Here is a 23,808-nt window from a genome sequence, read left to right as displayed (position 1 = left end):
ACGGATGGAGGAAGCCCCAAGGCCCGGTCGATCACCGGTCAACGGGCAGGCCGCCCGGTTCCTTGATCCGCTTCATGATGATCTGCGAGTTGACCTCCGAGACGCCGGGCAGTGTGGTGAGCCGTTCGATCCAGAGCCGTTCGTACGCGGCGAGGTCCGCCACCGCGATGCGCAGCAGGCAGCCGGGGCTGCCGAAGAGCCGGTACGCCTCGATGACGTCGGGGATGTCCTGGAGCGCCGATTCGAAGGCCTCGACCGTCTCCCTGTCCCGCTTCACCTCGATCGAGACGAGCACCTCGAAGCCGCGTCCCACGGAGTCGGGGTCGACGACTGCGCGGTACCCCTGGATGACTCCGTCCTGTTCCAACTGCCTCACCCTGCGCATACAGGGCGAGGGGCTCAGGCCGACCCGGAAGGCGAGTTCCTGGTTGGTCAGCCGACCGTCGTTCTGAAGCTCGCGCAAGATGCTGCGGTCAATGCCATCCATGACGCAATTATCCACCACACCTGAAACAAAGTCGCCGGATAGTGGCAACCAAATTGCGCGTGGATCATCCTATCGTTGCGTGTGAGACGGGACGCCATCCGCGGCCGTCGGGGAACGCGGGCCGGCAGGGCCAAGAGCGACACCGGACCGCGTACCCGCTGAACAGAACGATTTTTCTTGTGAGGGACACGTGGAGCGGATACAGGCATCGGAGCGGCACGCCCGGCGGATCGTCGTCATCAGCACGGGCGGGACGATCGCCAGCCGCTGGCAGGGCACGGGTTTCGCCGCAGACGCCTCGGGCCGGGACGTCATGGCCACGGCCGACCTCCCCGCCGACATCACCGTGGACGTGGTCGACCTCTTCAGCGTCAACAGCCCGCGGCTGACCTCCGCCCAGCAGCTGACGCTGCTCCGGACCGTCCACGAGGTCCTCTCCGACCCCTCCGTCGACGGCGTCGTCGTCGCGCACGGCACGGACACCCTCGAGGAATCCGCCTTCCTGCTCGACCTCTACCACCGCGACACCCGCCCGGTCGTCCTCACCGGCGCCCAGCGCCCGCTCGGCACGACGGACGGCGACGGGCCGGGCAACCTCTATGACGCCCTCCTCACCGCCGCGACCGTACGGGACCTCGGCGTCCTGGTGGTCTTCGACGGCAAGGTGCACGCTGCGCGCGGCACGATCAAGACGCAGACGCTGGACGCGGACGCCTTCGCCGACCCCTCCGGGCCGCGTGTCGGCGAGGTCGGGTTCGGCAAGGTCGCCATACGCCGTCGGCCCGAGCGCCCCGCCGCCCTGGACCTGCCCACGCCGGCCGAGGCCGCCCGGCTGCCGCGGATCGACATGGTCATGCACCACGTCGACGCCGACCCGCTGCTCCTGAACGCGGCGGTCGAGGCGGGCGCCCAGGGCATCGTGCTGGTCGCCACCGGCGCGGGCAACGCGACCCCCCAGTTCGTCGAAGCGGTCGCCGCCGCCGTCGACCGGGGTGTCCTCGTCGCGCTCACCACCCGCGTACCGGCCGGGCCCGTTGCCGAGATCTACACCCACGGCGGGGCCGTGGACCTCGTCTCCGCCGGTGCGGTCCTGACCGGCACTCTGCGTGCGGGCCAGGCTCGGATCGCCGTCCTCGCCGCCCTGCTCACCGGCTCCGGCCCCCAGGAGCGCACCGAGGTGCTTCGCCGGCTGCTCGGGCAGCGCGCCGAGCGCGTCGCCGCCGACGCGCTCGCCGCCATGTCCGCCTGACCGACGCCACCTCCGCCTCCCCCTTTCTCCTCCTTTCACCACGCGATCCCCCTGCCTGAAGGACCCCGCTCCATGAATGCCGCCGCAGTGCGCCGCGAACACGATCTGCTGGGGGACCGAGACGTCCCCGCCGAGGCGTACTGGGGCATTCACTCCCTGCGCGCCCGCGAGAACTTCCCCATCACGGGGACGCCCATCTCCATCTACCCGCAGCTGATCGACGCGCTCGCCGCGGTCAAGGAGGCCGCGGCCCGGGCCAACGAGGAACTGGGGCTGCTGCCCGCCACCAAGGCTGCGGCCATCGTCGCGGCCTGCCAGGAGATCCGTGCGGGGCGCCTGCACGACCAGTTCGTCGTCGACGTCATCCAGGGCGGCGCCGGAACGTCGACCAACATGAACGCCAACGAGGTGGTAGCCAACCGCGCACTGGAGCTCCTCGGCCGCGCCAGGGGTGAGTACCAGCATCTGCACCCCAATGAGGACGTCAATCTCAGCCAGTCCACCAATGACGTCTACCCGACCGCCGTGAAGCTGGCGACGATCACCGCCGTGCGGGGCCTGCTGGACGCGATGGCCGTGCTGCAGAAGGCGTTCGCCGACAAGGCCGTCGAGTTCCGGGACGTCCTGAAGATGGGCCGTACGCAGTTGCAGGACGCGGTGCCGATGACGCTGGGCCAGGAGTTCTCCGCGTACGCCGTGATGCTGGACGAGGACCGCAGCCGGCTCGCGGAGGCCGTCGAGCTGGTCCATGAGATCAATCTGGGCGCGACCGCCATCGGCACCGGCCTCAACGCGCCTCCCCGCTACGCCGAGACGGCCCGGCGTCATCTCGCCGGGATCACCGGACTGCCACTGGTGACCGCCGCGAACCTGGTGGAGGCCACCCAGGACTGCGGTGCGTTCGTCCATCTGTCGGGCGTGCTGAAGCGCATCGCCGTCAAGCTCTCCAAGAGCTGCAACGACCTCCGGCTGCTGTCCTCGGGGCCGCGCGCCGGGTTCAACGAGATCAACCTGCCGCCCGTACAGGCCGGTTCGAGCATCATGCCGGGCAAGGTCAACCCGGTCATCCCGGAAGTCGTCAACCAGGTCGCCTTCGAGGTGATCGGCAACGACGTCACCATCACCATGGCCGCCGAGGCGGGGCAGCTCCAGCTCAACGCCTTCGAACCGGTCATCCTGCACTCGCTCGCGAAGAGCATCACCTCGCTGCGCGCCGCCTGCCTGACGCTCGCCGAGCGCTGCGTCACCGGCATCACCGCCAACACCGAGGAGCTGCGCGCGAGCGTGGAGAACTCCATCGGCCTCGTCACCGCGCTGAACCCGCACATCGGCTACACGGCCGCCACCGCCATCGCCCAGGAGGCCCTCACCACCGGCCGCGGTGTCGCCGAACTGGTCCTGGAGAAGGGCCTTCTGCCGGCCGACCGGCTCGCCGCGCTGCTCACACCGGAACGTGTCGCGGGCACCCGCGGCGACACTCCACTGCCCGCCTGAGTCAGGCTTGCGCCATGCATCACTTCCAACCGGTCCTGGACCGCATCGAGGACGAGATCCGCGGCTCGCTGGGCCGGGGGCGGCCTGCCGACTACATTCCGGCGCTCGCCTCGGCCGACCCGCACCGCTTCGGGATGGCCGTGGCGGAGCTCGACGGCACGGTCTACGGGATCGGCGACTGGCAGCGGCCGTTCTCCGCGCAGTCCATCACCAAGGTCTTCACGCTCGCCCTCGCGCTCGCCCAGGAGGGCGAGACCCTGTGGGAGCACCTCGGCCGCGAGCCCTCCGGCAATCCGTTCAACTCCCTGGTCCAGCTGGAGTACGAACGGGGCATTCCACGCAATCCCTTCATCAACGCGGGCGCTCTCGTCGTCACCGACCGCCTTCAGGCGCTCACCGGCAACGCCGCCGACGCCCTGCGGGAGTTCCTGCGCGCCGAGTCGGGCAACCCCCTGCTCGGCTTCGACGAGGAGGTGGCCCACTCGGAGTCCGCGCACGGTGACCGCAACGCGGCGCTGGCGCACTTCATGGCCTCGTACGGCAACATCACCAACCCGGTGCCCGTGCTGCTGGCCCAGTACTTCCGCCAGTGCTCGATCGAGGCGTCCTGCGCCGATCTGGCCCGGGCCACCGGCTTCCTTGCCCGGCACGGGCTGCGTGCCGACGGGTCGCGGCTGCTCACCCGCAGCCAGGCGAAGCAGATCAACGCGGTGATGCTGACCTGCGGCACCTACGACGCCGCGGGGGACTTCGCGTACCGCGTGGGTCTGCCCGGCAAGAGCGGTGTCGGCGGGGGCATCATCGCCGTGGTGCCCGGCCGGTGCACCCTGTGCGTCTGGAGTCCGGGGCTCGACGCCCGGGGCAATTCGGTGGCCGGGGTGGAGGCACTGGACCGGTTCACGACGCTCACGGGCCTGTCCATCTTCTGACCGCCCGGCTTCCCACCCTCCGGCTTCCGGCCGTCCGGTTACTCGCGAGGAAACACGGCGTTTGGCTATGGTGAGCGCTCCCGATCGACTCCCCCTTCGGATCCCATGAACAATCAGGGCTTCGCTGTATCGATCGAAGGACGCCCTGTCAATCCGGGGCGCAATCCGTAGCACAGAGCGACGTGGTGACGGCAACACCGCCCGACGTCGGCTCCGCATGAGCCGATCAGCCTCGTCCTGTCATCCGGGACTCGAGGACGGCGGCGTTCTCTCATTCACCTACCTCGCGAAGGCAAGGCAGAGATGACTCGGGTCCCCCGACAGCCCTCCTGGCAGCACCCTCAGCAGCCGTCCCCGCAAGCCTCCCGGCAGCCCTCACGCTCCAAGCGCCACCCGGTCGACGAGCTGCTGCCGCTCCCCCAGCTCGCCCTCTTCGGTTTCCAGCACATCCTCGCGTTCTACGCGGCCGCGGTCATCGTCCCGATCCTGCTCGGAAACGCCCTGGGGCTCTCCGATCAGGATCTGGTCCATCTCATCAACGCGGACCTCCTGACCTGCGGTATCGCCTCGATCATCCAGGCTCTCGGCATCTGGAAGGTCGGCGCCAGGCTCCCGCTGGTGCAGGGCGTCACCTTCACCGCCGTCTCCCCCATGGTCGCCATCGGTCTGGGAGCGGGCGGAGGCACCGCCGGTCTGCTCGTGGTCTACGGCGCGGTGATCACCGCCGGTATCGCCACCTTCCTGCTGGCGCCCTTCTTCAGCAAGCTCGTGAAGTACTTCCCACCGATCGTCATCGGCACGATGCTCACCATCATCGGGATGACGCTGATACCCGTGGCCCTGCAGGACGCGGCCGGTGGTGCGCACCTGATGGGCAGTCCCTCGTACGGCGATCCGAAGAACCTCGCCTACGCGGGAGGCACGCTGCTCTTCATCCTGGTCGTCGTGCGGATCGGCAAGCCCTTCCTCAGCAGCCTCGCCGTCCTCCTCGGCCTTGTCGTCGGCACGGCGGTCGCCTGGCTCTTCGGGGACGCGCGGTTCGACGCGGTGAAGGACGCCGACTGGTTCGGGATCAGCACGCCGTTCCACTACGGCATGCCGAAGTTCGAGCTGCTTCCCATCATCGCCATGCTCGTCGTCATGCTGATCACCATGGTCGAGACCACCGGTGATGTGTACGCCATCGGCGAGATCACCCGCAGGAGAGTCGACAGCGACACGGTGGCGCGGGCGCTGCGCGCGGACGGCGCGGCGACGGTTCTGGGCGGAATACTCAACTCATTCCCTTATGTGGCCTTCGCCGAGAACATCGGCCTGGTGCGGATGTCGAGGGTGATGAGCCGGTTCGTGGTCGTCGCCGCGGGTGTCTTCATGATCCTGCTGGGGCTGCTGCCGAAGGCGGGCAGCCTGGTGGCCGCCATCCCTCATCCGGTGCTCGGCGGTGCGGCGATCTCGATGTTCGGCATGGTCGCCGCGGTGGGCATCCAGATCCTGGGCAAGGTGGATCTGCGCGAGGAGCGCAACGCGCTGATCCTCGCGGTCAGTCTCGGCGCCGCGATGCTGCCGACGGCCGTCGAGCCGTTCTTCGACCGGATGCCGGACGACGTGCGGGCGGTGCTGGACAGCGGGATCACCCTCGGCGGTCTCACCGCCATCACGCTGAATCTGCTGTTCAACGTCTTCACCCGGCGAGCCGCGGTGGAGATCGACTGGGACGACCTGGAGGAGGACGGCTCCGCGGCTTCCGAGGCGGGTGCCGCCGCCCGCTGACCGGAATGGCCGAGGGCCGGGAAGGGCTCAGCGCCTTCCCGGCCCTCGCCTACGGCGTCAGGGGTGGGCGGTGTGGGAGGGCGGCGCTTCGCCGACCTCGCCGATCAGCTCCCAGAAGTGGTCGACGAGGCGGCGCAGATAGGCGGCCCGCTCCGCCGTGACCTCCTTGAGCCGCGCGTCGTCGTTGCGGGCGACCAGGTGCCCCATGTACCGCTCGGAGAACTCCTGGAACTCCGCGTGCATGGTGCGCAGCGCGTCGCTCACGCTGGTCTCGTCGACGACGACGATCTCCGCGACCGGTTCGACGTGCGTCTTCCAGCGCCCGTCGATGGCCGCGCGCAGATGGCCGGCCAACTCGTCGACACGCCCCATGATTCCGATGAGCTTGCGCAGGGACAGCCCCAGGGCCTCCACCAGCGCCCTGGTCTGCCACGAGTCGCCGTGCCAGGTCTGCGCGGCTTCGGCCGCGCGGTACTCGCCCGCGTCCATGCCGATGCGGTACGCGAGCCGCTCCACGCTGAGCTGACGTGCCAGCCGGTACTCGGCCAGCGTGCGCGGCTCGACGCCCATCAGGGTGGTCGCGTCGCACCACAGGACATCGGCGAGGGAGAAGAGTTGCTGCTCCGTCGGCACATGGGAGCCCTGCTCCCAGGCGGCGACCAGGTCGGGGTGGACCGGTGCGCCGCACGCCGCCATGGAGTGGGCGACCTGGGCCGTGCTCAAGCCCATGCGGGCTCGCGCTGACCTGGCTTCTGCCGGGGAGAACGGAGTGCTGTACACGTACAAGACACCTCGCAGCACCCCTCGGCCGCACAGCGCCCGAGGGAGACGGATTGGTGGATGAACATCCAGGAGCGGGCACATTAACAGATGTTCAGTTGGTGTAAGTGTCAACGTCCCTTTGATCCGAAGGCATCATCGGCGGTCGGGGCGGCAGGCGTCCCAGTCGACGAGCGGCAGCGCCGCCCCGGCCGCCTCGACTCCCCGGCAGCCCGGGGTGGTGCCGGCGGGCGATGCCCTTGGCGTCGAGGAGGGGGCCGAAGGCGGGGTGCGCGGCGAGCCGGCGAGGGCTTCTCCCAGGGGTGCTGGGTGCGGGCACACGGCGGCGGTGCGGGCAGGCGGCGCCGGGGCACGCAGGGGCGGGGCGGCGGGGTGCGGAGAAAGGCGTGACGCCGGAAGCGGCGGGGCCAGGGGTGCGTGCCCGGTGCGCGATACTGCCTCCCATGCGCATTTCAGCCAGGGCCGATTACGCGGTGCGTGCCGCGCTGCGACTCGCGGCCGCCCAGGGCGCCGGTCCGGTCAAGGCTGAGGCCATCGCTGAGTCCGAGGGGATCTCCCACAAGTTACTCGAAGGGATCCTCAACGACCTGCGCCGCGGCCGGCTGGTGCGCAGTCAGCGCGGCGGCAACGGCGGCTACTGGCTGGCGAAGCCCGCGGACGAGATCACCATTGCCGATGTCGTCCGGGTCGTGGACGGTCCGCTCGTGTCCGTACGGGGGGTCCGCCCTCCGGAGTTGTCGTACACGGGGCCCGCCGAGTCGCTGCTGCCGCTGTGGATCGCGCTGCGGGCCAATGTCCGGCAGGTCCTGGAAGGCGTCACGCTGGCCGACGTCGCCTCGGCCTCGCTGCCCGAAGGAGTCACGGCGCTTGCCGAGGACTCGGAGGCGTGGACGAACCCCTGAGCGGGCTCCGGCGGCCGCACGGCACCTGGCCGCGGACGCTCTCCTGTCCACGCCGGCGTCCACCTGGTGAACACCCCCTTGGAGCAAGGGACTCCGGCCTGACAGTATTCCTACTAATTCAGTGGGGAAACTAGGATTCAAAGGAGGCGACTGGACGGTGACCGACACCATGCCGCGGCGTTCCGCGACGTCCGCCACATCAGTCGATGCCGAGCGCACCGCCGACGCCGAGATCTGGTCCCGCGTCACCCGCGAACTCGCGGACGACCTCGCGGTCGACGCGACGGCCCGCGACCGGGCGGGCAAGCCCCCGTTCGACGAGGTCGCCCGGCTCCGGGAGGCGGGCCTGCCGGCGTTGCTGACCCCGCCCTTCGCGGACCGCGACGGCACCGACTGGCGCACCGCGTGCGCCGTGGTGAAGGAGATCGCCGAAGCCGACGGCTCCGTCGGCGAACTCCTCGGCCGCCACCACGTACTGTCCTGGAGCGCCCGCCTCTTCGGAGCGGCCGGGGACGCCGCGCGGTTCGAGCGGCGGGCCGCCGAGGAGCAGTGGCTGCTGGCGGGAGGGATCGAGCCCCCCGAGTCCGACGTGGAGCCCGATCTCACGCTCGCCACCGAGGGCGGGGGCCATGTGCTCACCGGGAGCCGCTCCTTCGCCGCCGGGGTGACCGTCGCCGACCGCCTGGTCGTGGGCGCGCGCTGCGTGGACACCGGTGACGTGCTGATCGCGCTGGTGGATCCGGCGCATCCCGGCGTGACCGCCTGTCCGCTGGACGACCGCGTCGGCCAGCGGCTGACCGGGGCGGGCGTGGTCGTATTCGACAGCGTCCCGGTCGGCAGGGACGACATACTCGGCACGGTGCCCCGCGACGAGCACGCGATCGCGCCGTTCAGCGCACTGGCCCCGCTCGCGCTCCGCCTCATCCTGGTCCATGTCGCTCTCGGAATCGCCGAAGGAGCCCTGGCCGAGGCCCGGGACACCAGCCGCGCCGCGCAGGCGGCACAGCTGCGCGAGGACGGAAGGAACGGCGAGTACGGCGAGCGGCCGAGCGCGGACCCCTATCTCCTGCTCGCCTACGGGGAGCTGGCGACGGCCGCGCACACGGCGGCGGCCGTGGTCGGCCGGGCGACGGATGCCCTGGCGCGGGGGCTGCTCGCGGCGGACACCCTGGGCGTCGACGAGCGGTCCGACATCGCCGTCCTGGTCGCCGCCGCCGAGGCGGTCACCAGCTGGTCCGCCGTACGGATCACGACCCGGATCCTCGAGCTCACCGACGGGACGGACGCCGCCCATGTCGGCGGCGCGGGCTTCGACCGTTTCTGGCGCAACGCGCGGGTGCTGACGGCCCGTAGCTCGGCGGCCCACCGGCTGCGGGACATCGGCGCGCACTATCTGAACGGCACGCATCCACGCCTGACGCGGCGCTCCTGAGCCCGCGCGGGCGCCGGGGCTACTTCTTTCCGTCCGCCGGTCCGACGTGCTCGCCCGGCGTGGCGAGCTCCTCCACCGCGTCGACCCCGACCACGGCGCCGGTCGACTTCTTGCCGCGCCGCAGTCTGCGCTCCAGCCAACTCGCGAAGGTGGTGAGCGCGAAGTTCAGCACCACGAAGATCACGGCGACGACGGTGAAGCTGGCGATGGTGTTGGCGCCGTAGTTCGCGCTCATGGGACGTACGGACGCGAGGAGTTCGGAGAATCCGAGCATCGCGCCGCCGAGCGCGGTGTCCTTCACGATGACGACCAGCTGGCTGACCAGCGCCGGCAGCATGGCGGTGACCGACTGCGGCAGCAGCACATAGGACATGGTCTGGCCCTTGCGCATGCCGATCGCCTTGGCCGCGTCGGTCTGGCCCCGCGGCAGGGACAGGATTCCGGCGCGCACCACCTCGGCCAGGACGGAGGCGTTGTAGAGGACGAGACCGGTGACCACCGCGTAGAGCGGCCGGTTGTCGGGGCTGACATCGGTGAACTCGGAGTAGGCCGCGTTGGCGAAGAGCATCAGGATCAGTACGGGGATGGCGCGGAAGAACTCCACGACGACGCCGGCCACGCCCCGCACCCACCAGTGGTCGGACAGCCGGGCGATACCGAACAGCGCGCCCAGGGGCAGGGCGATGACCATGGCGAGGGCTGCGCCGATGAGGGTGTTCTTCAGCGCCGGGAGGATGTAGGTGGTCCAGGTGCGTGTGTCGGTGAAGAACGGCGCCCACTTGGACCATTCGAGCTGGTTCTTGTCGGCGAGGCTCACCGCGACCCACCAGATCAGGGCGGCGAGCGCGACCAGGAAGACTACGGTGAACAGGACGTTGCGCCGCCGGGCACGGGGGCCGGGGACGTCGTAGAGGACCGTGCTCATCGCTTCACCGCCACCTTCTTGCTCACCCAGCCGAGGATCAGGCCGGTGGGCAGGGTGAGGCAGATGAAGCCGACCGCGAAGATGGCGGAGATGAGGATCAGCTGTGCTTCGTTCTCGATCATCTCGCGCATGAGGGCCGCCGCCTCGGCGACGCCGATCGCCGCGGCCACCGTGGTGTTCTTGGTGAGCGCGATGAGCACGTTCGCCAACGGTCCCACCACGGAACGGAAGGCCTGGGGCAGGACGATGAGGGCCAGCACCTGGGGGAAGCTCAGGCCGATGGCGCGCGCGGCCTCCGTCTGGCCGACCGGGACGGTGTTGATGCCCGAGCGCAGGGCCTCGCAGACGAACGCCGCCGTGTAGGCGATCATGCCGAGCACGGCGAGCCGGAAGTTGACGGTGGTGAAGTTCTTGGCACCGAGGCTCACGCCGAGCGTCTGGAACAGTCCCAGGGAGGTGAAGACGATGATCACCGTCAGGGGGATGTTGCGGACCACGTTCACGTACGCCGTGCCGAAGCCGCGCATCAGGGGGACGGGGCTGACACGCATCGCGGCCAGAAGGGTCCCCCAGATGAGGGCCCCGATGGCGGAGAAGACGGTGAGCTGCACCGTCACCCAGAAGGCCCCCAGCAGGTCGTACCCCTCAAGGAAGTCGAACACGATCTCCCTCATTTCCGCGGGTGGGCGACAGGGCGGGGCGCCGCCCCGAGTGGGCGGCGCGCCGCTCGGACACCCGTGTCAGCTGACGATGACGCCGATCTTGGGCGCGGGCTCGTTCTTGTAGTTGGCCGGGCCGAAGTTCTTCTTCACGTACGCGTCCCAGGAGCCGTCGTCGACCATCTTCGTCAGGGCGGTGTTGATCTTGCCCTTGAGGTCGCTGCCCTTCTGGACTCCGATGCCGTAGTTCTCGTTGCTCATCTTGAAGCCGCCGAGCTTGAACTTCCCCTTGAACTGCTCCTGCGCGGCGTACCCCGCGAGGATCGAGTCGTCGGTGGTCACGGCGTCGATGACCTTGTTCTCCAGACCGGTCAGGCACTCGGAGTAGCCGCCGTACTCCTGCAGCTGCGCCTTGGGGGCGAGCTTCGTCTTGACGTTCTGCGCGGAGGTGGACCCGGTGACCGAGCACAGCTTCTTGTTGTTCAGGTCGGAGGGCTTGGTGATGGAGTTGTCGTCCGCGCGGATCAGTACGTCCTGGTGTGCCAGGAGGTAGGGGCCGGCGAAGTCGACCTTCTTCTGCCGCTCCGGGTTGATCGAGTAGGACGCCGCGATGAAGTCGACGTCGCCGCGCTGGAGCAGCGTCTCGCGGTCAGCGCTCTTGGCTTCCTTCCAGACGATGTCGCCGGGCTTGTGGCCGAGTTCCTTGGCGATGTAGGTCGCCACGTCGACGTCGAAGCCCGTGTACTTGCCGTCCGGCGTCTTCAGACCGATGCCGGGCTGATCGAACTTGATACCGATGGTGACCTTGTCGGTATCACTTGCCGAGCCACCGCTGTCGTCGGACCCGCAGGCGGTGGCGGCCAGGGACAGCGCGAGCAGGGTGGCGGCCGCGGCGGCTGCCTTGCGTGGGTTCATGGTGATCATCCCTGAGGATTTCCGTGGGGGGAGTGGGGGGTGTCTCGTCGGGCGGTGCTTCTCGTCGTGGGACTCAGCTGTACTCAGTGGGGCTCGTTGGGCCGAGGGGGGCACAGTGGGCCGAGGGGGCTCAGTGGTGAAGGATCTTCGACAGGAAGTCCTTGGCCCGGTCGCTGCGCGGGTTGCTGAAGAACTCGTCGGGTGTGGTCTCCTCCACGATCCTGCCGTCCGCCATGAACACCACCCGGTTCGCGGCCGAACGGGCGAAGCCCATCTCGTGCGTGACGACGACCATCGTCATGCCGTCGCGGGCGAGCTGCTGCATGACCTCCAGGACCTCGTTGATCATCTCGGGGTCGAGTGCCGAGGTCGGCTCGTCGAACAGCATCACCTTCGGTTCCATGGCCAGGGCCCGGGCGATCGCCACGCGCTGCTGCTGGCCGCCGGAGAGCTGCGCGGGGTACTTGTCCGCCTGGGAGGCGACACCCACCCGCTCCAGAAGTGCGCGGGCCCGTTCCTCGGCGGCCTTCTTGTCCTTCTTACGGACCTTGATCTGTCCCAGCGTCACGTTCTGCAGCACGGTCTTGTGGGCGAACAGGTTGAAGGACTGGAAGACCATGCCGACGTCGGCCCGCAGGCCGGCCAGCTCCCTGCCCTCGGCCGGGAGCGGCTTGCCGTCGATGACGATCTCGCCCGAGTCGATGGACTCCAGGCGGTTGATGGCGCGGCACAACGTCGACTTGCCCGAGCCCGAGGGGCCGATGACGACGACGACCTCGCCCCGGCCGATGGTCAGATCGATGGCCTGCAGCACATGGAGCGCGCCGAAGTGTTTGTCGACGTTCTTCAGCACGACCAGTGCGTCGTCCGTGCCCGGCATGGCACCTTCCTGGATCTCTGCGGCTCCACTCGTCCTCGTCGAGTTCATCGTCCGTCCTGGCCGGGCGGGTCGCACGCCGAGCCGGCGCCGACGGGTGGTCTGCCGACACGAGGGGGGCCGTGAGGAGGAGCCGCCAGGAGGGGACGGAAAGAAGGGAGGCGCCGATGAGAGTGGCGCGGGCAGAAGGGGGCGGGGCGGCTGGAATCGAACCAGCGTGTTCCGGTTTTGGAGACCGGCGCGTCTGCCTCTGCGCTACGACCCCGCCCTTGCCGTGATCCTAATGCCGCCGGTTCTCCGGCGGGGCCGTGCGGTGGACACTGTGTACGGCGGCGACGTCGGCGGCCACCGCGGGCATCGGCAGCCGCGCGCTGAAAGCGTCCAGCCTGCGGCGGACGCTCGTCGCGATCCCCTTGCCGAGGATGAAACGGGTGGGGGTGGTGGCGCGTGGCGCCGCGTCCAGAAGGAGGTGGGCCTCACGGCTGCCCATCCCCGTGTGGGCGAGCACCAGATGGGTGAGCCGGTGGTCGTGCTCCGCGAGTGCCGCCCCGATGGCCCCGGTCGCGTCGAGGTCCAGGCGGTTGTCGTCGGCGCCGAGGGTACGGGCGGCCCGGACCCGGCCCAGGTCCAGCAGTTCCACGCCCGCGCCCGCCGCGGCGGCCACCAGCCGGGCGGCGGCCCGGGGCCCGATGCCGTTGCTGGCCACGGAGAGCCGGGCCGTACCGCCGTGCGGCGCCCGCTCCAGGGCGTCGGCCAGCAGCAGAGCTCCCCTGTCCCCGAGCCCGGCGGCCGGCGCGTACAGCTCGCCGACGGCGCCGGCGGCGAGCAGCGCGGCCAGCGGAGCGGCACCTGCGGGGCCGAGCGGGTTGCCTCCGACGAAGACCCGCTCCATGCGGCGGCCGGCGGCGGCCGCGGTCAGCAGCGCTTCGGCGAGAACGACGAGTCCGGCCGGGTCGAGCCCGGTCTGGACGAGATCGAGGGTGCGCAGGGAGGAGGCGGCCCCGATGAGATCGGCGGCGGCCCGGCCGGCGCCCGTCCCGAGCGGATTGCGCTTGAGCCACACTCCGGTGACGACGTGCTGGGAGGCCCGCAGATTGTCGGCGATCCTGCAGGCACCGCCGGCGGTGATGCCGTTGCAGCCCAGGTAGAGCGTCTCCACGCCGGCGTCCACCGTCCTGCGGGCGACGGCGGCGGCGCCCTCGTCGCCCAGTCCGTCGGTGCCGAGCAGAAGATGCCGTACGGGAGAGGCGCCGCCCCGCGCGCCCTCGCCGCGCGCGGCGCTGTCCCGCAGGGCGTCGGCGATCAGCGTGGCGCCCTCGGGGCCGAGCGCCTGCTTGCACAGATCGAGCCGCCCGTCGGGCATCGCGGTCCCGGAGGGGAAGTCCAGCCGCCGACGCGCTTCCCGGCCGTCTCGCAACCAGGCGATGAGGGGCGCGAGTTCGGCGATCGAGCGCGGCAGGACGGGCGGTACTCCCGCGAACGGCGCGTCGGGGGCGTCGCCCGGGCCCTCGGCGGACGCCCGTTCGGAGCCCGCCGCGGCGTGCGGTTCCCTCACCATGCCGCTTCCCTGTAATCCTTGAGGAAGACGCCCGCCAGGGGGTCTCCGGCCTCGCCCCGGACGATGGGGTCGTACACCCGGGCCGCGCCGTCAATGATGTCCAACGGGGTACGGAACCCCTGCTCGGCGATCCGTTCCTTCTTGGGCAGCGGGTTCTCGTCGGTGATCCAGCCGGTGTCGACGCTGCACATGTGCACACCGTGGGCGGCCAGTTCGGGACCGCTGGTGCGGGTGAGCATGTTGAGGGCGGCCTTCGCCATGTTGGTGTGGGGGTGGCCCGCCATCTTGTGCCGTACCTCGAACCGGCCCTCCACCGCGGTCACGTTCACGATGTACCGGTGGGCTCGGGGTGAGGCGAGCAGCAGCGGCAGGAGCCGGTCGACGAGGAGGGCCGGGGCGAGCGCGTTGACGAGTTGGGTCTCCAGGAGCTCGGCCGGGTCCAGCTCGCCGATCCGCGCCGACCAGGAGTTGACGGGCGCGGTGTCGGGCAGCAGTCCCGCCTCGTCGACGCCGGGCGCGACCTCGGCTCCTGCCCCCGCTCCGGGACCGGTCAGCACGAGTGCGAGGGCTCCCCCGGCGGCGGAGCCGGCCAGGGCCCGCATCGGTGCGTAGCCGGGGGCGCTCCAGGCCTGTGCGGGGAGCGCGGCACGCTCAGCGGCGGCGAGCAGGGCGTAGGACTCGGGCGGGCGGCGGACCGTCTGGGCGGCGTTGTTGACGAGGATGTCCAGCGGCTCGCCCTCCTCGCGGAGCCGTTCGCACAGCCCCAGTACCTGCCTCGGGTCACGCAGGTCCACGGCGACGACGGTCAGCCGGTCGATCCACTTCTCGCTGCCGGGCTGGGCCCGGAAGCGGTTGAGGGTGTCGTGCGGGAAACGGCTCGTGACGAGGAGTTCCACGCCGTCCCTGAGCATCATCAGCGCCAGCTGGAAGCCGATCTTCACCCGGCCACCGGTGAGGAGCGCGCGACGGCCCGAGAGGTCTGTGGTCATGCTCCGCCGCGCGGTGTTGTCGGCGGCGCAGGCGGGGCAGAGCAGGTGGTAGAAGGGGTCGGCCTGTCGATAGAACGTCTTGCAGACATAGCAGCGTCTGGGACGTTCGTAGACCCCGCCGCGGCCGGCCTCGGCCAGCGGCGCGTCCTCGCGCCGGGTGAGCGCCCCGGTGGCGGTGGCCGCCACCACGGCCGCGTCCGCCCTGGCGCGGGTGTCGTTGCGGGTCCTGCGCCGCCGCAGCCGCCCGTCGCGGGCGAAGGATCCGGCGACGCGCTCGGCGCGCAGCCGTCTCGGGTCGTCGACGGGCAGCGCGCGCAGCTTGCCGACCGTGCGGTCGAAGGCCGCGAGCTCTTCCTCGCTGATGTGCTCCACTGCCCCGTCCCGTCGCTCCGCGCCGTGGTCCCGGCCGGATTCGAACCGGCGTACCCGCCCTGAGAAGGCGGCGCGCCTGCCTCTGCGCTACGGGACCTCGCCCCCCGAACTGCCCGGACGGCCGGATTCGAACCGGCGTCCCCCGCCATGCCATGGCGGTGCGCCTGCCTCTGCGCTACGTCCGGGCATTGCGGTGATCTTATCGGACCGCAACGGTGCGTCCCGTGGCCTTTTTCACCGGGGGAGTTCAGGAGGGGGCGCTCCGCGGTTCCAGCTGGAAGTCGAACGCGACCGTCCCGGGATCCAGTGCCGTCACGCCCCCGTCGACCGTGAGCACCGCGCCGTTGACGAAGGACGCGGCGGGCGACAGCAGCCAGGCGATGGCCTCGGCCACTTCGTGCGGCTCGCCCGGCCGGCCCTGCGGAATCAGCCGCGTCGCCTCCTGGTACGCGGCGTCGAGGCCGCCGCGCTCCACGCCGGCGTCCCCGAGTCCCGCCTCCTCGGCGAAGCGCGCCATGCGCCGATCGGCCATCTCTGTACGGATCCAGCTGGGACACACGGTGTTCGCGCGCAGGCCCCGGCCGCCGTAGTCGACGGCGAGGGAGCGGCACAGCTGGAGCAGAGCGGCCTTCGACGTCGCGTAGGCGGCGTTGCCGACGCCATTGCGCAGGGCGGACACGGAGGCGACGGCGACGACGGACCCTCGGGCCTCCAGGAGGTGCGGGAGCGCGGCACGAAGGAGATGGAAGGGGCCGGTGAGATTGGTCCGCATCACCAGCTCCCAGTCCTCGAGCGCCATCTCCCCCACGCCTCCGCCGCGCCCCACGCCGGCGTTGAGGACGACACCGTCCAGCCGGCCGTACGCGGTCACGGCCGTGTCCACCAGGTCGCGCACGGCGTCGGGGTCGCCGATGTCGGAGGTGTGGGCCAGCGCCCCGGTCTCCTCGGCGAGGCGCCGCAGCGGTTCCTCCCGGCGCCCCGAGACGACGACCTGGTGTCCGGTCTTCCGCAGGAGCCGGGCGGTGGCCGCTCCGATGCCCGTTCCCCCGCCCGTGACAAGGAGAACTCGCTGATCCTTCATGGCTGTTGGTCCTTCACCCTCGCGTGCCGTCGAGTTGATCATAGGCACGCGAGGGCGGCGGGCCGCGTCCGCGTTCTCAGCGGCCCTGGAGCGCCTTGACGTTGTCGCCGAAGGTCCAGTTCCTGGATCCGTCCCAGTTGAGGGACCAGGTCATGAGGCCCTTGAGGCCGTTGCGATAGGTGTTCCACGCCTGCGCGACGAGGCTCGGGGCCATGTGGCCGCCCCCGGCGCCCGGTTGCGCCGGAAGGCCGGGGACCTGCTTGTCGTAGGGCACCTTGATCGTGGTCCCCTGGACCACGAGTCCCCGGTTGAGGCAGTCCGTCTGTGCGGTGAACCCGGCGACCGTGCCGGCAGCGTACGAGTCGCCGGAGCAGCCGTACATGCTGCCGTTGTAGTACTGCATGTTGAGCCACCAGAGCCGGCCGTTGTCCGCGTACTTCTTGACGATGGGCAGGTACGCGCCCCAGATCGAGCCGTAGGCCACGCTGCCGCCGGTGACATAGGCCGTCTCAGGAGCCATCGTCAGGCCGAAGTTGGCGGGCATCTGGGCGAGGACGCCGTCGATGACGCGCACCAGGTTGGCCTGCGAGGTGGAGAGCTGCGCGATGGAGCCGCTGCCGACGAGGCCGGTCTCGATGTCGATGTCGATGCCGTCGAAGTTGTACTTCTTGAGGAGGGGCACGACGGTCGCGACGAAGCGGTCGGCGACGGCGCGGGAGCTGAGGTCGATGCCCGCCGCGGCGCCACCGATGGACATCAGCAGCGTCAGCCCGGAGGCCTTGGCCTGGCACATCTCTGCCGGGGTCGGCACCTTCACCGTGGAGTCCATGCCGTCCTCCCACAGGACGGTGCCGTCCGAGCGGATGACCGGGAAGGCGGCGTTGAGGACGTTGTAGCCGTGTTCCCGGATACGGCTGTCGGTGATCGGGGTCCAGCCGAACGGCGGGTGGACGCCGTTCGAGGCACCGTCCCAGTTCTCCCAGTAGCCCTGCAGCACCTTGCCCGAGGGCCGCGACTTGACGGCGCAGACGTCGGCCCTGGGTTCCTTGGCGGCGGCGGTGGCGTGGGGGGCGCCGGGCAGCGCGGCGGTCAGCGGCGCGACGACGCAGGCGACCGCCACGCCCACCCCGAGCCGCCGTAACGTCCGGACCCATCCTGGAACGGCCATGGTGAACTCCCGTCTCTTTCCGAGGAGTTCAGCGTCTTGTGGTCCAGACCATCCGTCAATAGGTCTGGACCAACTGCGGGCGACTCAGCCTTCCATCTGTCGTCGCATCAGTTCGTGCAGACGGCCCGCGGAGTCGGAGAGCAGGGCGGCCGGCGGGCCCTGCTCGACGATCCGGCCGTCCGCCATGACCAGGACCCGGTCGGCGTCCATGACCGTGGACAGCCGGTGCGCGATCACCACCCGGGTCGCGTTCAGCCCGCGCGTGCTGTCGATCACGACCCGCTGGGTCTCGTTGTCCAGTGCGCTGGTCGCCTCGTCGAAGAAGAGGACGCGGGGGCGCCGGACGAGGGCCTGGGCGATCATCAGGCGCTGGCGCTGGCCGCCCGAGATGGCGCCACCTCCCGCGATCATGGTGTGCAGCCCCATCGGCATCCGTCTGATGTCGTCGGCCAGACCGGCCATCTCGGCCGCCGCCCACACCTCGTCCTGGGTGAAGGTCCCGTCCCCGCAGATACAGTCCAGGATCGATCCGGTCAGCGGCTGCGCGTTCTGCAGGACGACCCCGCACTGGCGGCGCACGGCCGCCTGGTCGAGCGCGGAGAGGTCCTGGCCGTCGTACAGCACGCTGCCCGAGACCGGCCGGTCGAACCCGATGAGCAACCGCAGCAGCGTCGACTTGCCGCAGCCGCTGGGGCCGACGACGGCCACGAACTCCCCCGGCCGCACCTGGAGCGACACGTCGTCGAGGACCAGCGGGCCCTCCTCGCTGTACCGGAAGGAGACTTTCCGGGCCTCGACGGAGCCGGACAGCGCTCCGGGCTGAGCGCCGGAGCCGCGGACCTCCGGCGCCTCGTCGAGGACCGGCCTGATCTGCTCGAACATGGGCATGACGGCGGCGGCGGAGACCAACGCCCCTGTGAGCTGGGTGACGGAGGTCAGCACCATGGTCATGGCCGTGCTGAAGGTCAGGAACGCGCCCGCGGACATCGAGCCGTTGGCCGGACCCGCCAGCAGCATGAACATCAGGAGCGAGCAGAGCGGCAGACAGAGCGCGTCGAGGACCGTCGTCAGGTTCCTGATCCGGCCGGCCCGCTGCTGCAGTTCGCGTGAGCGGGCGAACTCGCGGGCCCAGGCGGCGTACGCGAAGCTCTCCGCCGCGGCGACCCGCAGTTTGGGCAGCCCGCGCAGGGTCTGGAAGGCCTGGTTGTTGAGCTTGTTGGCGAGCTCCACCAGCCGTCGCTGCCAGCGCAGCTGCCACAGGCCCATCCCGAGGAACACCGCCCCGAAGGCGAGCAGCAGGCCGATCGCCACGAGGGCCAGCGGCACGCTGTACCAGAACAGCAGGACGACGTTCATCGCTCCGACCGTGCACGCCTGGACGACCACGGGGCCGAGCCCCGACAGCACCCGGCGGACGGCACCGATCCCGAGCGCCGCGCTCGCCAGCTCGCCGGTGGACCGCTCGGCGAAGAACGCCGTGGGCAGCCGCAGCAGCCGGTCCCACACGGCGGGTTGAAGCGCGCTCTCGACGCGGCCCTCCATCCGCAGGATGGTGAGGTTCTGCAGCAGGCTGAACGCGGCGGTGACCACGCTGGTGATCATGACGGCGAGGGAGACCTGGACGATGAGACCGCTCTCGGCGTTCGGTACGTAGACGCCCAGGATCTGCCCGGTGGCGATCGGCACCAGCCCGCCGAGACCGACCGTCACCAGCGTGCCGAGGAGAAGGTTGCGCAGGTCGGCGCCGGTGCCGCGGAGGCTGAAGCGGAACAGCCGCCGGGCCGTCATGGGGCCCTCGGGCAGCGGCCGGTAGAACATCACCGCTCGCGGCTCGAACTCCTGCGCGTTGTCCTTGCCGACGCGCGTCCGCCGGCCGGTGGACGGGTTCACCGCTTCGTACCGGCCACGCCGCCACAGCAGGGCGACCGGCGCTCCGGAGGCGGCCCGGTGCCCCACCAGCGGCCCGGAGTCGGTGCGCCACCAGCGCCCGTCGAGCCTGACGTCCCGGGTGCGGATCCGTGAGCTGAGCGCGATGCGCTCGACCGGGCTCACCCGGTCGTCCACGGCGGCGCTCCTCGGGGGCTCGCAGAGCGTGATGCCGGCTGCCGCGGCCACGTGGCGGCAGACGGCGTAGGTCGCGTCGTCGGCGTCCCGGTCCCTCTCCCCGCTGCCCCGGCGGGCCCGGTCGGGGCCGCCGATGGAAGCGAGCAGGGCGGCGTCCGCGCGGGCCCGGACGTCCGCGCCGGCCTTGAGGCCCTGGGCCGTACGGTCCTCGTGGGCGCGTTCCAGGCGCTCGATCCAGCGGTCCACGGCGGACAGCAGCCGGTGCTGCCGGTTCACCATCCCCTGCCACATCGCGCCGTCGACCAGGAGGTCCGCGGCCGCCTCGGCGCTGATGGACGCGCCGTACTGGACACTGCCCGACGGCACGTCCATCCAGAGGACGTCGTCGTCGGCGACGAACTCCTCACCGGCGGGCCTGCCGTCCATCGGCGCCTCGAACAGGACCCCGAGCCCCCGTCCGACGCCGAGCGCGAAGGCGTGCTCCAGCGGGGTCGGCGGGACGGCGTAGGCAGCCTCGTGCCCGCCCCCGTACGGGCCGGCGTACTGCCCCGTGTACTGGCCGGCGTAGGGGTCCTGGTACACGCCGCCGTACGCGGAGTACTCGTCGTACTCGGGCCGGTACAGCTCCCGCAGCGCGATCCGCCGCAGCAGGCAGTCCTGCGAGGGTCTGGCCACCAGCGTGTGCTGAGGGCCCTCGACCGGTCCGAGGAGCAGTGCGCCCGTCTCCAGGCGGCCCAGGAAGTGCCACGCGCCCTGCTGCGCCGCGTCCACGGCGAAGAGGTCCAGGGTCCCGCCCGTCACGAGCCACAGCACATGCGGCCCCTCCAACGACAGGCTGCGCAGCCCCCCGCAGTCGACGGGCGTGCCGAGACCGCCGAGGGCCTCGATCACCACGTCGGTTCCGCCCTGCGCGACGACCGCGGAAGGGTGTACGGAGGACACGTCAATGCTCCTTGACCAGCTCGGCGTACGGCCCGGCCGCGGCGAGCAGTTCCTCGTGCCGGCCGCGTTCGACGACCGTGCCGTGGTCGAGGACCAGGATCTCGTCGCTGTCACGGACCGTGGTCAGCCGGTGGGCGATGACGACGCACGCGCAGCCGCGCCGCCGCAGATTGTCGATGATGAGGCGCTCCGTCTCGGCGTCCAGGGCGCTGGTGACCTCGTCGAGGACCAGAATGCTGGGCCACCGCACCAGCGCCCGCGCGATCTCGAGTCGCTGACGCTGCCCGCCGGAGAAGTTGCGGCCGTCCTGCTCGACCCGGCTGTGGATGCCCTCGGGCCGTCGCTCGATCACGTCGAGGAGGGCGGCGTCCTGGAGGGCGGCGACGACGGCCTCGTCCGGGATGGACGGGTCCCACAGCGCCACGTTGTCGCGGACCGTGCCCTCGAAGAGGAAGACGTCCTGGTCGACGAAGGAGACGGAGGCGGCCAGCGCGCTGCGGGGAATGTCCTCGAGCCGCTGCCCATCGATGCGGATCGTCCCTTCCCACGGGCTGTAGAGCCCGGAGATCAGCCGTGACACGGTGGACTTGCCGCTGCCGGACCCGCCGACGAGCGCGATCTGCCGGCCCGGCCCGACCGTCAGGGAGAACCCGGTGAGCAGCGGCTTGTCCAGGGGGCTGTAGCCGAAGGTGATGTTGTCGAGGGTCACATGGCCCTTGAGCCTGCGGGTGCCCGCGTCAGGTTCGGGGCGCCCGTACAGCGTGTCGACGGGGAAGCTCTCGACGTCCTTGAGACGGGCCACGTCCGCGGCGAAGTCCTGGATCCTGCCCGCGACGCCGTTGAGCCGGGTGATCGGAGCGGTGAAGCGGGTCACCAGGGCCTGGAAGGCGACGAGCAGACCGATGGAGATGTGCCCCTCGACGGCCCGCAGACCGCCGATCCACAGGATCAGGGCGCTGTTGACCGTGGCGAGAGTGGGGGCGACCACGGCCAGGACGGCGCTCGGCACGCCCAGCCGCTGCTGCTCCTCCAGCGTCGTGGCGTGCTGCCCGGCCCAGCGCCGGAAGAAGCCGTTCTCACCGCCGGTGGCCTTCATCGTCTCGATCAGCAACAGGCCGGTGTACGACGTGTTGGTCAGCCGGGCGCTGTCCGCCCGCAGCTTCTGGGTGCCGGTGGCACGCAGCCTGATCACGACGCGCATCGCCACCACGTTGAGCAGGGCGATCAGCACGCCGACGACGGTCAGCTGGGGATCGTACGTCCACAGCAGCGCGGCGTAGAGGAGCACCACCACCCCGTCCACACCCGCGGCGGCCAGGTCGCGTGCCAGTGTCTCGGCCACGGTGTCGTTCGACTGGAGGCGCTGCACCAGGTCGGCCGGGCTGCGCTGGGCGAAGAAGGTGACGGGCAGCCTCATCAGATGGCGCAGGAACCGGGCGCTGCTGAGGGTGGACGAGATGATGCGTCCGCGCAGCAGGTTCGCCTGCTGGAGCCCGGTCAGCACGGCGGTGAGGGCCAGGAGCGCGGCCATCGAGGCGAAGAGCGGGCCGAGCAGCGACGTCTGTCGGCCGATCAGGAACAGGTCGATGTACGTGCGGCTGAGCGCGGGCAGCGCGGCGCCGACGGCGACCAGCAGGAGGCTGGCGAGGAGCGTGGCGAGCAAGGTCCCGGTGGTCCCCCGCAGGCGCGCGGGGATCGCGCGCAGCACTCCCGGCTTGCGGCCGCCCGGCCGGAAGGACGCGGTGGGCTCGAAGACCAGAGCGACACCCGTGAAGCTGGTGTCGAAATCCTCCGCGGTCACGAAGCGGCGGCCCTTGTCGGGGTCGTTGATGTACACACCGCGGCGCCCGAGCTTGCGCCCCGTGCCGTCGTAGACGACGTAGTGGTTGAACTCCCAGAAGAGGATGGCCGGCGGCCGCACCTCGGCGAGCGCCGCCGGTTCCATCTGCATTCCCTTGGCCTGCAGGCCGTAGGCGCGCGCCGCCTTCAGGACATTGCTCGCGCGCGACCCGTCGCGCGAGACACCGCAGGCGATCCGCAGCTCCTCCAGCGGTACGTGCCTGCCGTAGTGGGCGAGCACCATGGCGAGGGCGGCGGCGCCGCACTCCACGGCCTCCATCTGGAGGGTCGTGGGGGTGCGCACGGCCCTGGGCCTCTTGGCGGCCGGGGTACGGGCGGGCCGCCCGCGGGCCGCCCGGCGGGTGCTGGGGGCGTTCTCCGGGCGGTGCCGTCCCCGGGTGGCCGGGGGCAGTTGGCGCTGCGGTGTGGTCATGGAAGCAGCCAATCGATCGGGTGCTGCTCGGCGAGGCGCACGGCGCCGCTGACCGGAGTCATGGAGTCGACGGTGTACGGCGGCCCGTCGACGGACGACCACACGTACCCGGACTTCGTGCGCGGCGAGGCCTCCAGCCGGACGAGGACCGCGACGGGCCGGCCCTGCCGTGAGAACTGTTCGCCGAGCTCGCCGCTGCCCAGGAAGTCCGTGATGCGGCGGCGGGACTCGGCGGCGCGGCCGACGGCCTTGACCCGGCCGCGCAGCACTCCGTACTGCCTGGACGCCACCGACTGCACGGTGAGGTCGACCGCCGCGCCCACGGGCACGGTCGCCCCGCTGTCGCCCGGCACGTACAGCACGGCCATCAGGGGGTCGTCGGCGTCGTCGATCCTTTCCACGGCCGCGACTTCCGCACCCGTGGTGACCACGGTGCCGATCCCGGCGACCAGAGCCGTCAGACGGCCCGCGGCGATGGTGCGGACGACGGCGCTGCCCCTGTCCGTACGGACTTTCAGCAGCGGCATGCCGGCGGACACCCGCGCGCCCTCCTCGGCGAGTACCTCGACGACCTGCCCGGCGACCGGGCTCTGCAGGACGTAACTGCCCTGCGCGTGCGTGAGGACGCCGGGTGCGGAGAGGGTGGACGCCACGGTTCCGGTGACCGCCCACGCGGAAGCGGCGATCATGACGAGGACCGTGACGGTGAGAACGAGCCAGCCCTGGGGGCGGGCGAAGCGCACCGGAAGATCGAGGTCCTCCGGGGACTGCAGTTTGGAAAGGGCCTGTTGGCGGAACTGCACGACACTCTTCCCTCAACTGCCATGAAAGATGGATCTCTTGGGCCTCCACGAGGGAGGCGGTGGGGCGTGTGCCCCGGACCAGGACGGTTCCGGGGCACACGACACGGCTGCCTTGTCGGCAAGGAGGGGTCGCCGACGGG

Annotated in this window: 19 protein-coding genes and 3 tRNA genes; 6 read left to right on the top strand and 16 right to left on the bottom strand. The window is 70.9% G+C overall.

The window, feature by feature from the left end:
- Positions 1-31: 31 nt before the first annotated feature.
- Complete coding sequence (locus ACZ7J0_RS09965; RefSeq protein ID WP_470885743.1) at positions 32-487, bottom strand: Lrp/AsnC family transcriptional regulator; 456 nt, start codon at positions 485-487, stop codon at positions 32-34.
- Between the two features lie 190 nt (positions 488-677).
- Here ACZ7J0_RS09965 and ACZ7J0_RS09960 point away from each other — a divergent pair, with 190 nt between their 5' ends.
- From ACZ7J0_RS09960 to ACZ7J0_RS09945, 4 genes are all read left to right on the top strand, one after another.
- The gene (locus tag ACZ7J0_RS09960; RefSeq protein WP_470885741.1) at positions 678-1,736 is read left to right on the top strand and encodes an asparaginase; all 1,059 of its coding nucleotides are present in this window, start codon (positions 678-680) and stop codon (positions 1,734-1,736) included.
- Between the two features lie 72 nt (positions 1,737-1,808).
- Positions 1,809-3,230 (top strand): aspartate ammonia-lyase, encoded by a 1,422-nt coding sequence (gene aspA, locus ACZ7J0_RS09955; protein WP_470885739.1) that lies wholly within the window; start codon positions 1,809-1,811, stop codon positions 3,228-3,230.
- A 14-nt stretch (positions 3,231-3,244) separates the two neighbouring features.
- Positions 3,245-4,159, top strand: a complete 915-nt coding sequence (locus ACZ7J0_RS09950; RefSeq protein WP_470885737.1) for a glutaminase — start codon at positions 3,245-3,247, stop codon at positions 4,157-4,159.
- Between the two features lie 303 nt (positions 4,160-4,462).
- A complete protein-coding gene (locus ACZ7J0_RS09945; protein ID WP_470885735.1) occupies positions 4,463-5,929 on the top strand; it encodes a nucleobase:cation symporter-2 family protein in 1,467 nt (488 codons plus the stop codon).
- 57 nt (positions 5,930-5,986) lie between these two features.
- Here ACZ7J0_RS09945 and ACZ7J0_RS09940 read toward each other — a convergent pair whose 3' ends face one another.
- Positions 5,987-6,658 carry a transcriptional regulator gene (locus ACZ7J0_RS09940; RefSeq protein ID WP_470885733.1) on the bottom strand — a complete coding sequence of 224 codons (672 nt, stop codon included), beginning with the start codon at positions 6,656-6,658 and terminating at the stop codon, positions 5,987-5,989.
- A gap of 494 nt (positions 6,659-7,152) precedes the next feature.
- Here ACZ7J0_RS09940 and ACZ7J0_RS09935 point away from each other — a divergent pair, with 494 nt between their 5' ends.
- Together ACZ7J0_RS09935 and ACZ7J0_RS09930 are read left to right on the top strand one after the other, a co-directional pair.
- Positions 7,153-7,611: an RrF2 family transcriptional regulator gene (locus ACZ7J0_RS09935; RefSeq protein WP_470885731.1), complete on the top strand. Its 459-nt coding sequence runs from the start codon at positions 7,153-7,155 to the stop codon at positions 7,609-7,611.
- A gap of 157 nt (positions 7,612-7,768) precedes the next feature.
- Positions 7,769-9,043, top strand: a complete 1,275-nt coding sequence (locus ACZ7J0_RS09930) for an acyl-CoA dehydrogenase family protein (RefSeq protein ID WP_470885729.1) — start codon at positions 7,769-7,771, stop codon at positions 9,041-9,043.
- Between the two features lie 19 nt (positions 9,044-9,062).
- On the opposite strand, the gene ACZ7J0_RS09925 is transcribed toward ACZ7J0_RS09930, so the two are convergent.
- From ACZ7J0_RS09925 to ACZ7J0_RS09860, 14 genes are all read right to left on the bottom strand, one after another.
- Positions 9,063-9,968, bottom strand: coding sequence for an amino acid ABC transporter permease (locus tag ACZ7J0_RS09925; RefSeq protein ID WP_470885727.1), 906 nt, complete (start codon positions 9,966-9,968; stop codon positions 9,063-9,065).
- Positions 9,965-10,630: an amino acid ABC transporter permease gene (locus ACZ7J0_RS09920; protein ID WP_470885725.1), complete on the bottom strand. Its 666-nt coding sequence runs from the start codon at positions 10,628-10,630 to the stop codon at positions 9,965-9,967. The genes ACZ7J0_RS09925 and ACZ7J0_RS09920 overlap by 4 nt, the downstream gene beginning before the upstream one ends.
- 78 nt (positions 10,631-10,708) lie before the next feature.
- Complete coding sequence (locus ACZ7J0_RS09915) at positions 10,709-11,542, bottom strand: glutamate ABC transporter substrate-binding protein (protein ID WP_470885723.1); 834 nt, start codon at positions 11,540-11,542, stop codon at positions 10,709-10,711.
- Between the two features lie 130 nt (positions 11,543-11,672).
- Positions 11,673-12,422 (bottom strand): amino acid ABC transporter ATP-binding protein, encoded by a 750-nt coding sequence (locus ACZ7J0_RS09910; RefSeq protein ID WP_468707741.1) that lies wholly within the window; start codon positions 12,420-12,422, stop codon positions 11,673-11,675.
- A 188-nt stretch (positions 12,423-12,610) separates the two neighbouring features.
- A tRNA-Trp gene (locus ACZ7J0_RS09905) sits at positions 12,611-12,686 on the bottom strand.
- A gap of 13 nt (positions 12,687-12,699) precedes the next feature.
- Complete coding sequence (locus ACZ7J0_RS09900) at positions 12,700-13,977, bottom strand: leucine-rich repeat domain-containing protein (RefSeq protein ID WP_470885721.1); 1,278 nt, start codon at positions 13,975-13,977, stop codon at positions 12,700-12,702.
- Entirely contained in the window at positions 13,971-15,329 is a 1,359-nt protein-coding gene (locus ACZ7J0_RS09895) for an SDR family NAD(P)-dependent oxidoreductase (RefSeq protein WP_470886046.1), read from the bottom strand. Before ACZ7J0_RS09895 ends, ACZ7J0_RS09900 begins: the two co-directional genes overlap by 7 nt.
- 34 nt (positions 15,330-15,363) lie before the next feature.
- Positions 15,364-15,435, bottom strand: a tRNA-Glu gene (locus ACZ7J0_RS09890).
- 15 nt (positions 15,436-15,450) lie between these two features.
- A tRNA-Ala gene (locus tag ACZ7J0_RS09885) sits at positions 15,451-15,523 on the bottom strand.
- 62 nt (positions 15,524-15,585) lie between these two features.
- Positions 15,586-16,419 carry an SDR family NAD(P)-dependent oxidoreductase gene (locus ACZ7J0_RS09880; protein WP_470885719.1) on the bottom strand — a complete coding sequence of 278 codons (834 nt, stop codon included), beginning with the start codon at positions 16,417-16,419 and terminating at the stop codon, positions 15,586-15,588.
- Positions 16,420-16,495: 76 nt separating this feature from the next.
- Entirely contained in the window at positions 16,496-17,587 is a 1,092-nt protein-coding gene (locus ACZ7J0_RS09875; RefSeq protein WP_470885717.1) for a chitinase, read from the bottom strand.
- Between the two features lie 84 nt (positions 17,588-17,671).
- Positions 17,672-20,593 (bottom strand): NHLP bacteriocin export ABC transporter permease/ATPase subunit, encoded by a 2,922-nt coding sequence (locus ACZ7J0_RS09870; RefSeq protein ID WP_470885715.1) that lies wholly within the window; start codon positions 20,591-20,593, stop codon positions 17,672-17,674.
- Between the two features lies 1 nt (position 20,594).
- Positions 20,595-22,865: an NHLP family bacteriocin export ABC transporter peptidase/permease/ATPase subunit gene (locus tag ACZ7J0_RS09865; protein ID WP_470885713.1), complete on the bottom strand. Its 2,271-nt coding sequence runs from the start codon at positions 22,863-22,865 to the stop codon at positions 20,595-20,597.
- Positions 22,862-23,668, bottom strand: coding sequence for a biotin/lipoyl-containing protein (locus tag ACZ7J0_RS09860; protein ID WP_470885711.1), 807 nt, complete (start codon positions 23,666-23,668; stop codon positions 22,862-22,864). The genes ACZ7J0_RS09865 and ACZ7J0_RS09860 overlap by 4 nt, the downstream gene beginning before the upstream one ends.
- Between the last annotated feature and the right edge of the window lie 140 nt (positions 23,669-23,808).

This window comes from Streptomyces sp. NPDC038280, from assembly GCF_055600045.1.
The sequence above is the reverse complement of the archived record's forward strand: the minus strand, read 5'-3'. Positions and strand labels throughout refer to the sequence as shown.

Coding starts and splice junctions, on each gene's coding strand:
- ACZ7J0_RS09900 (WP_470885721.1), bottom strand. CDS start 13,977: ATGGTGAGGGAACCGCACGCCGCGGCGGGCTCCGAACGGGCGTCCGCC.
- ACZ7J0_RS09940 (WP_470885733.1), bottom strand. CDS start 6,658: ATGGGCTTGAGCACGGCCCAGGTCGCCCACTCCATGGCGGCGTGCGGC.
- ACZ7J0_RS09925 (WP_470885727.1), bottom strand. CDS start 9,968: ATGAGCACGGTCCTCTACGACGTCCCCGGCCCCCGTGCCCGGCGGCGC.
- ACZ7J0_RS09880 (WP_470885719.1), bottom strand. CDS start 16,419: ATGAAGGATCAGCGAGTTCTCCTTGTCACGGGCGGGGGAACGGGCATC.
- ACZ7J0_RS09910 (WP_468707741.1), bottom strand. CDS start 12,422: ATGCCGGGCACGGACGACGCACTGGTCGTGCTGAAGAACGTCGACAAA.
- ACZ7J0_RS09965 (WP_470885743.1), bottom strand. CDS start 487: ATGGATGGCATTGACCGCAGCATCTTGCGCGAGCTTCAGAACGACGGT.
- ACZ7J0_RS09865 (WP_470885713.1), bottom strand. CDS start 22,865: ATGACCACACCGCAGCGCCAACTGCCCCCGGCCACCCGGGGACGGCAC.
- aspA (WP_470885739.1), top strand. CDS start 1,809: ATGAATGCCGCCGCAGTGCGCCGCGAACACGATCTGCTGGGGGACCGA.
- ACZ7J0_RS09935 (WP_470885731.1), top strand. CDS start 7,153: ATGCGCATTTCAGCCAGGGCCGATTACGCGGTGCGTGCCGCGCTGCGA.
- ACZ7J0_RS09915 (WP_470885723.1), bottom strand. CDS start 11,542: ATGAACCCACGCAAGGCAGCCGCCGCGGCCGCCACCCTGCTCGCGCTG.
- ACZ7J0_RS09945 (WP_470885735.1), top strand. CDS start 4,463: ATGACTCGGGTCCCCCGACAGCCCTCCTGGCAGCACCCTCAGCAGCCG.
- ACZ7J0_RS09875 (WP_470885717.1), bottom strand. CDS start 17,587: ATGGCCGTTCCAGGATGGGTCCGGACGTTACGGCGGCTCGGGGTGGGC.
- ACZ7J0_RS09950 (WP_470885737.1), top strand. CDS start 3,245: ATGCATCACTTCCAACCGGTCCTGGACCGCATCGAGGACGAGATCCGC.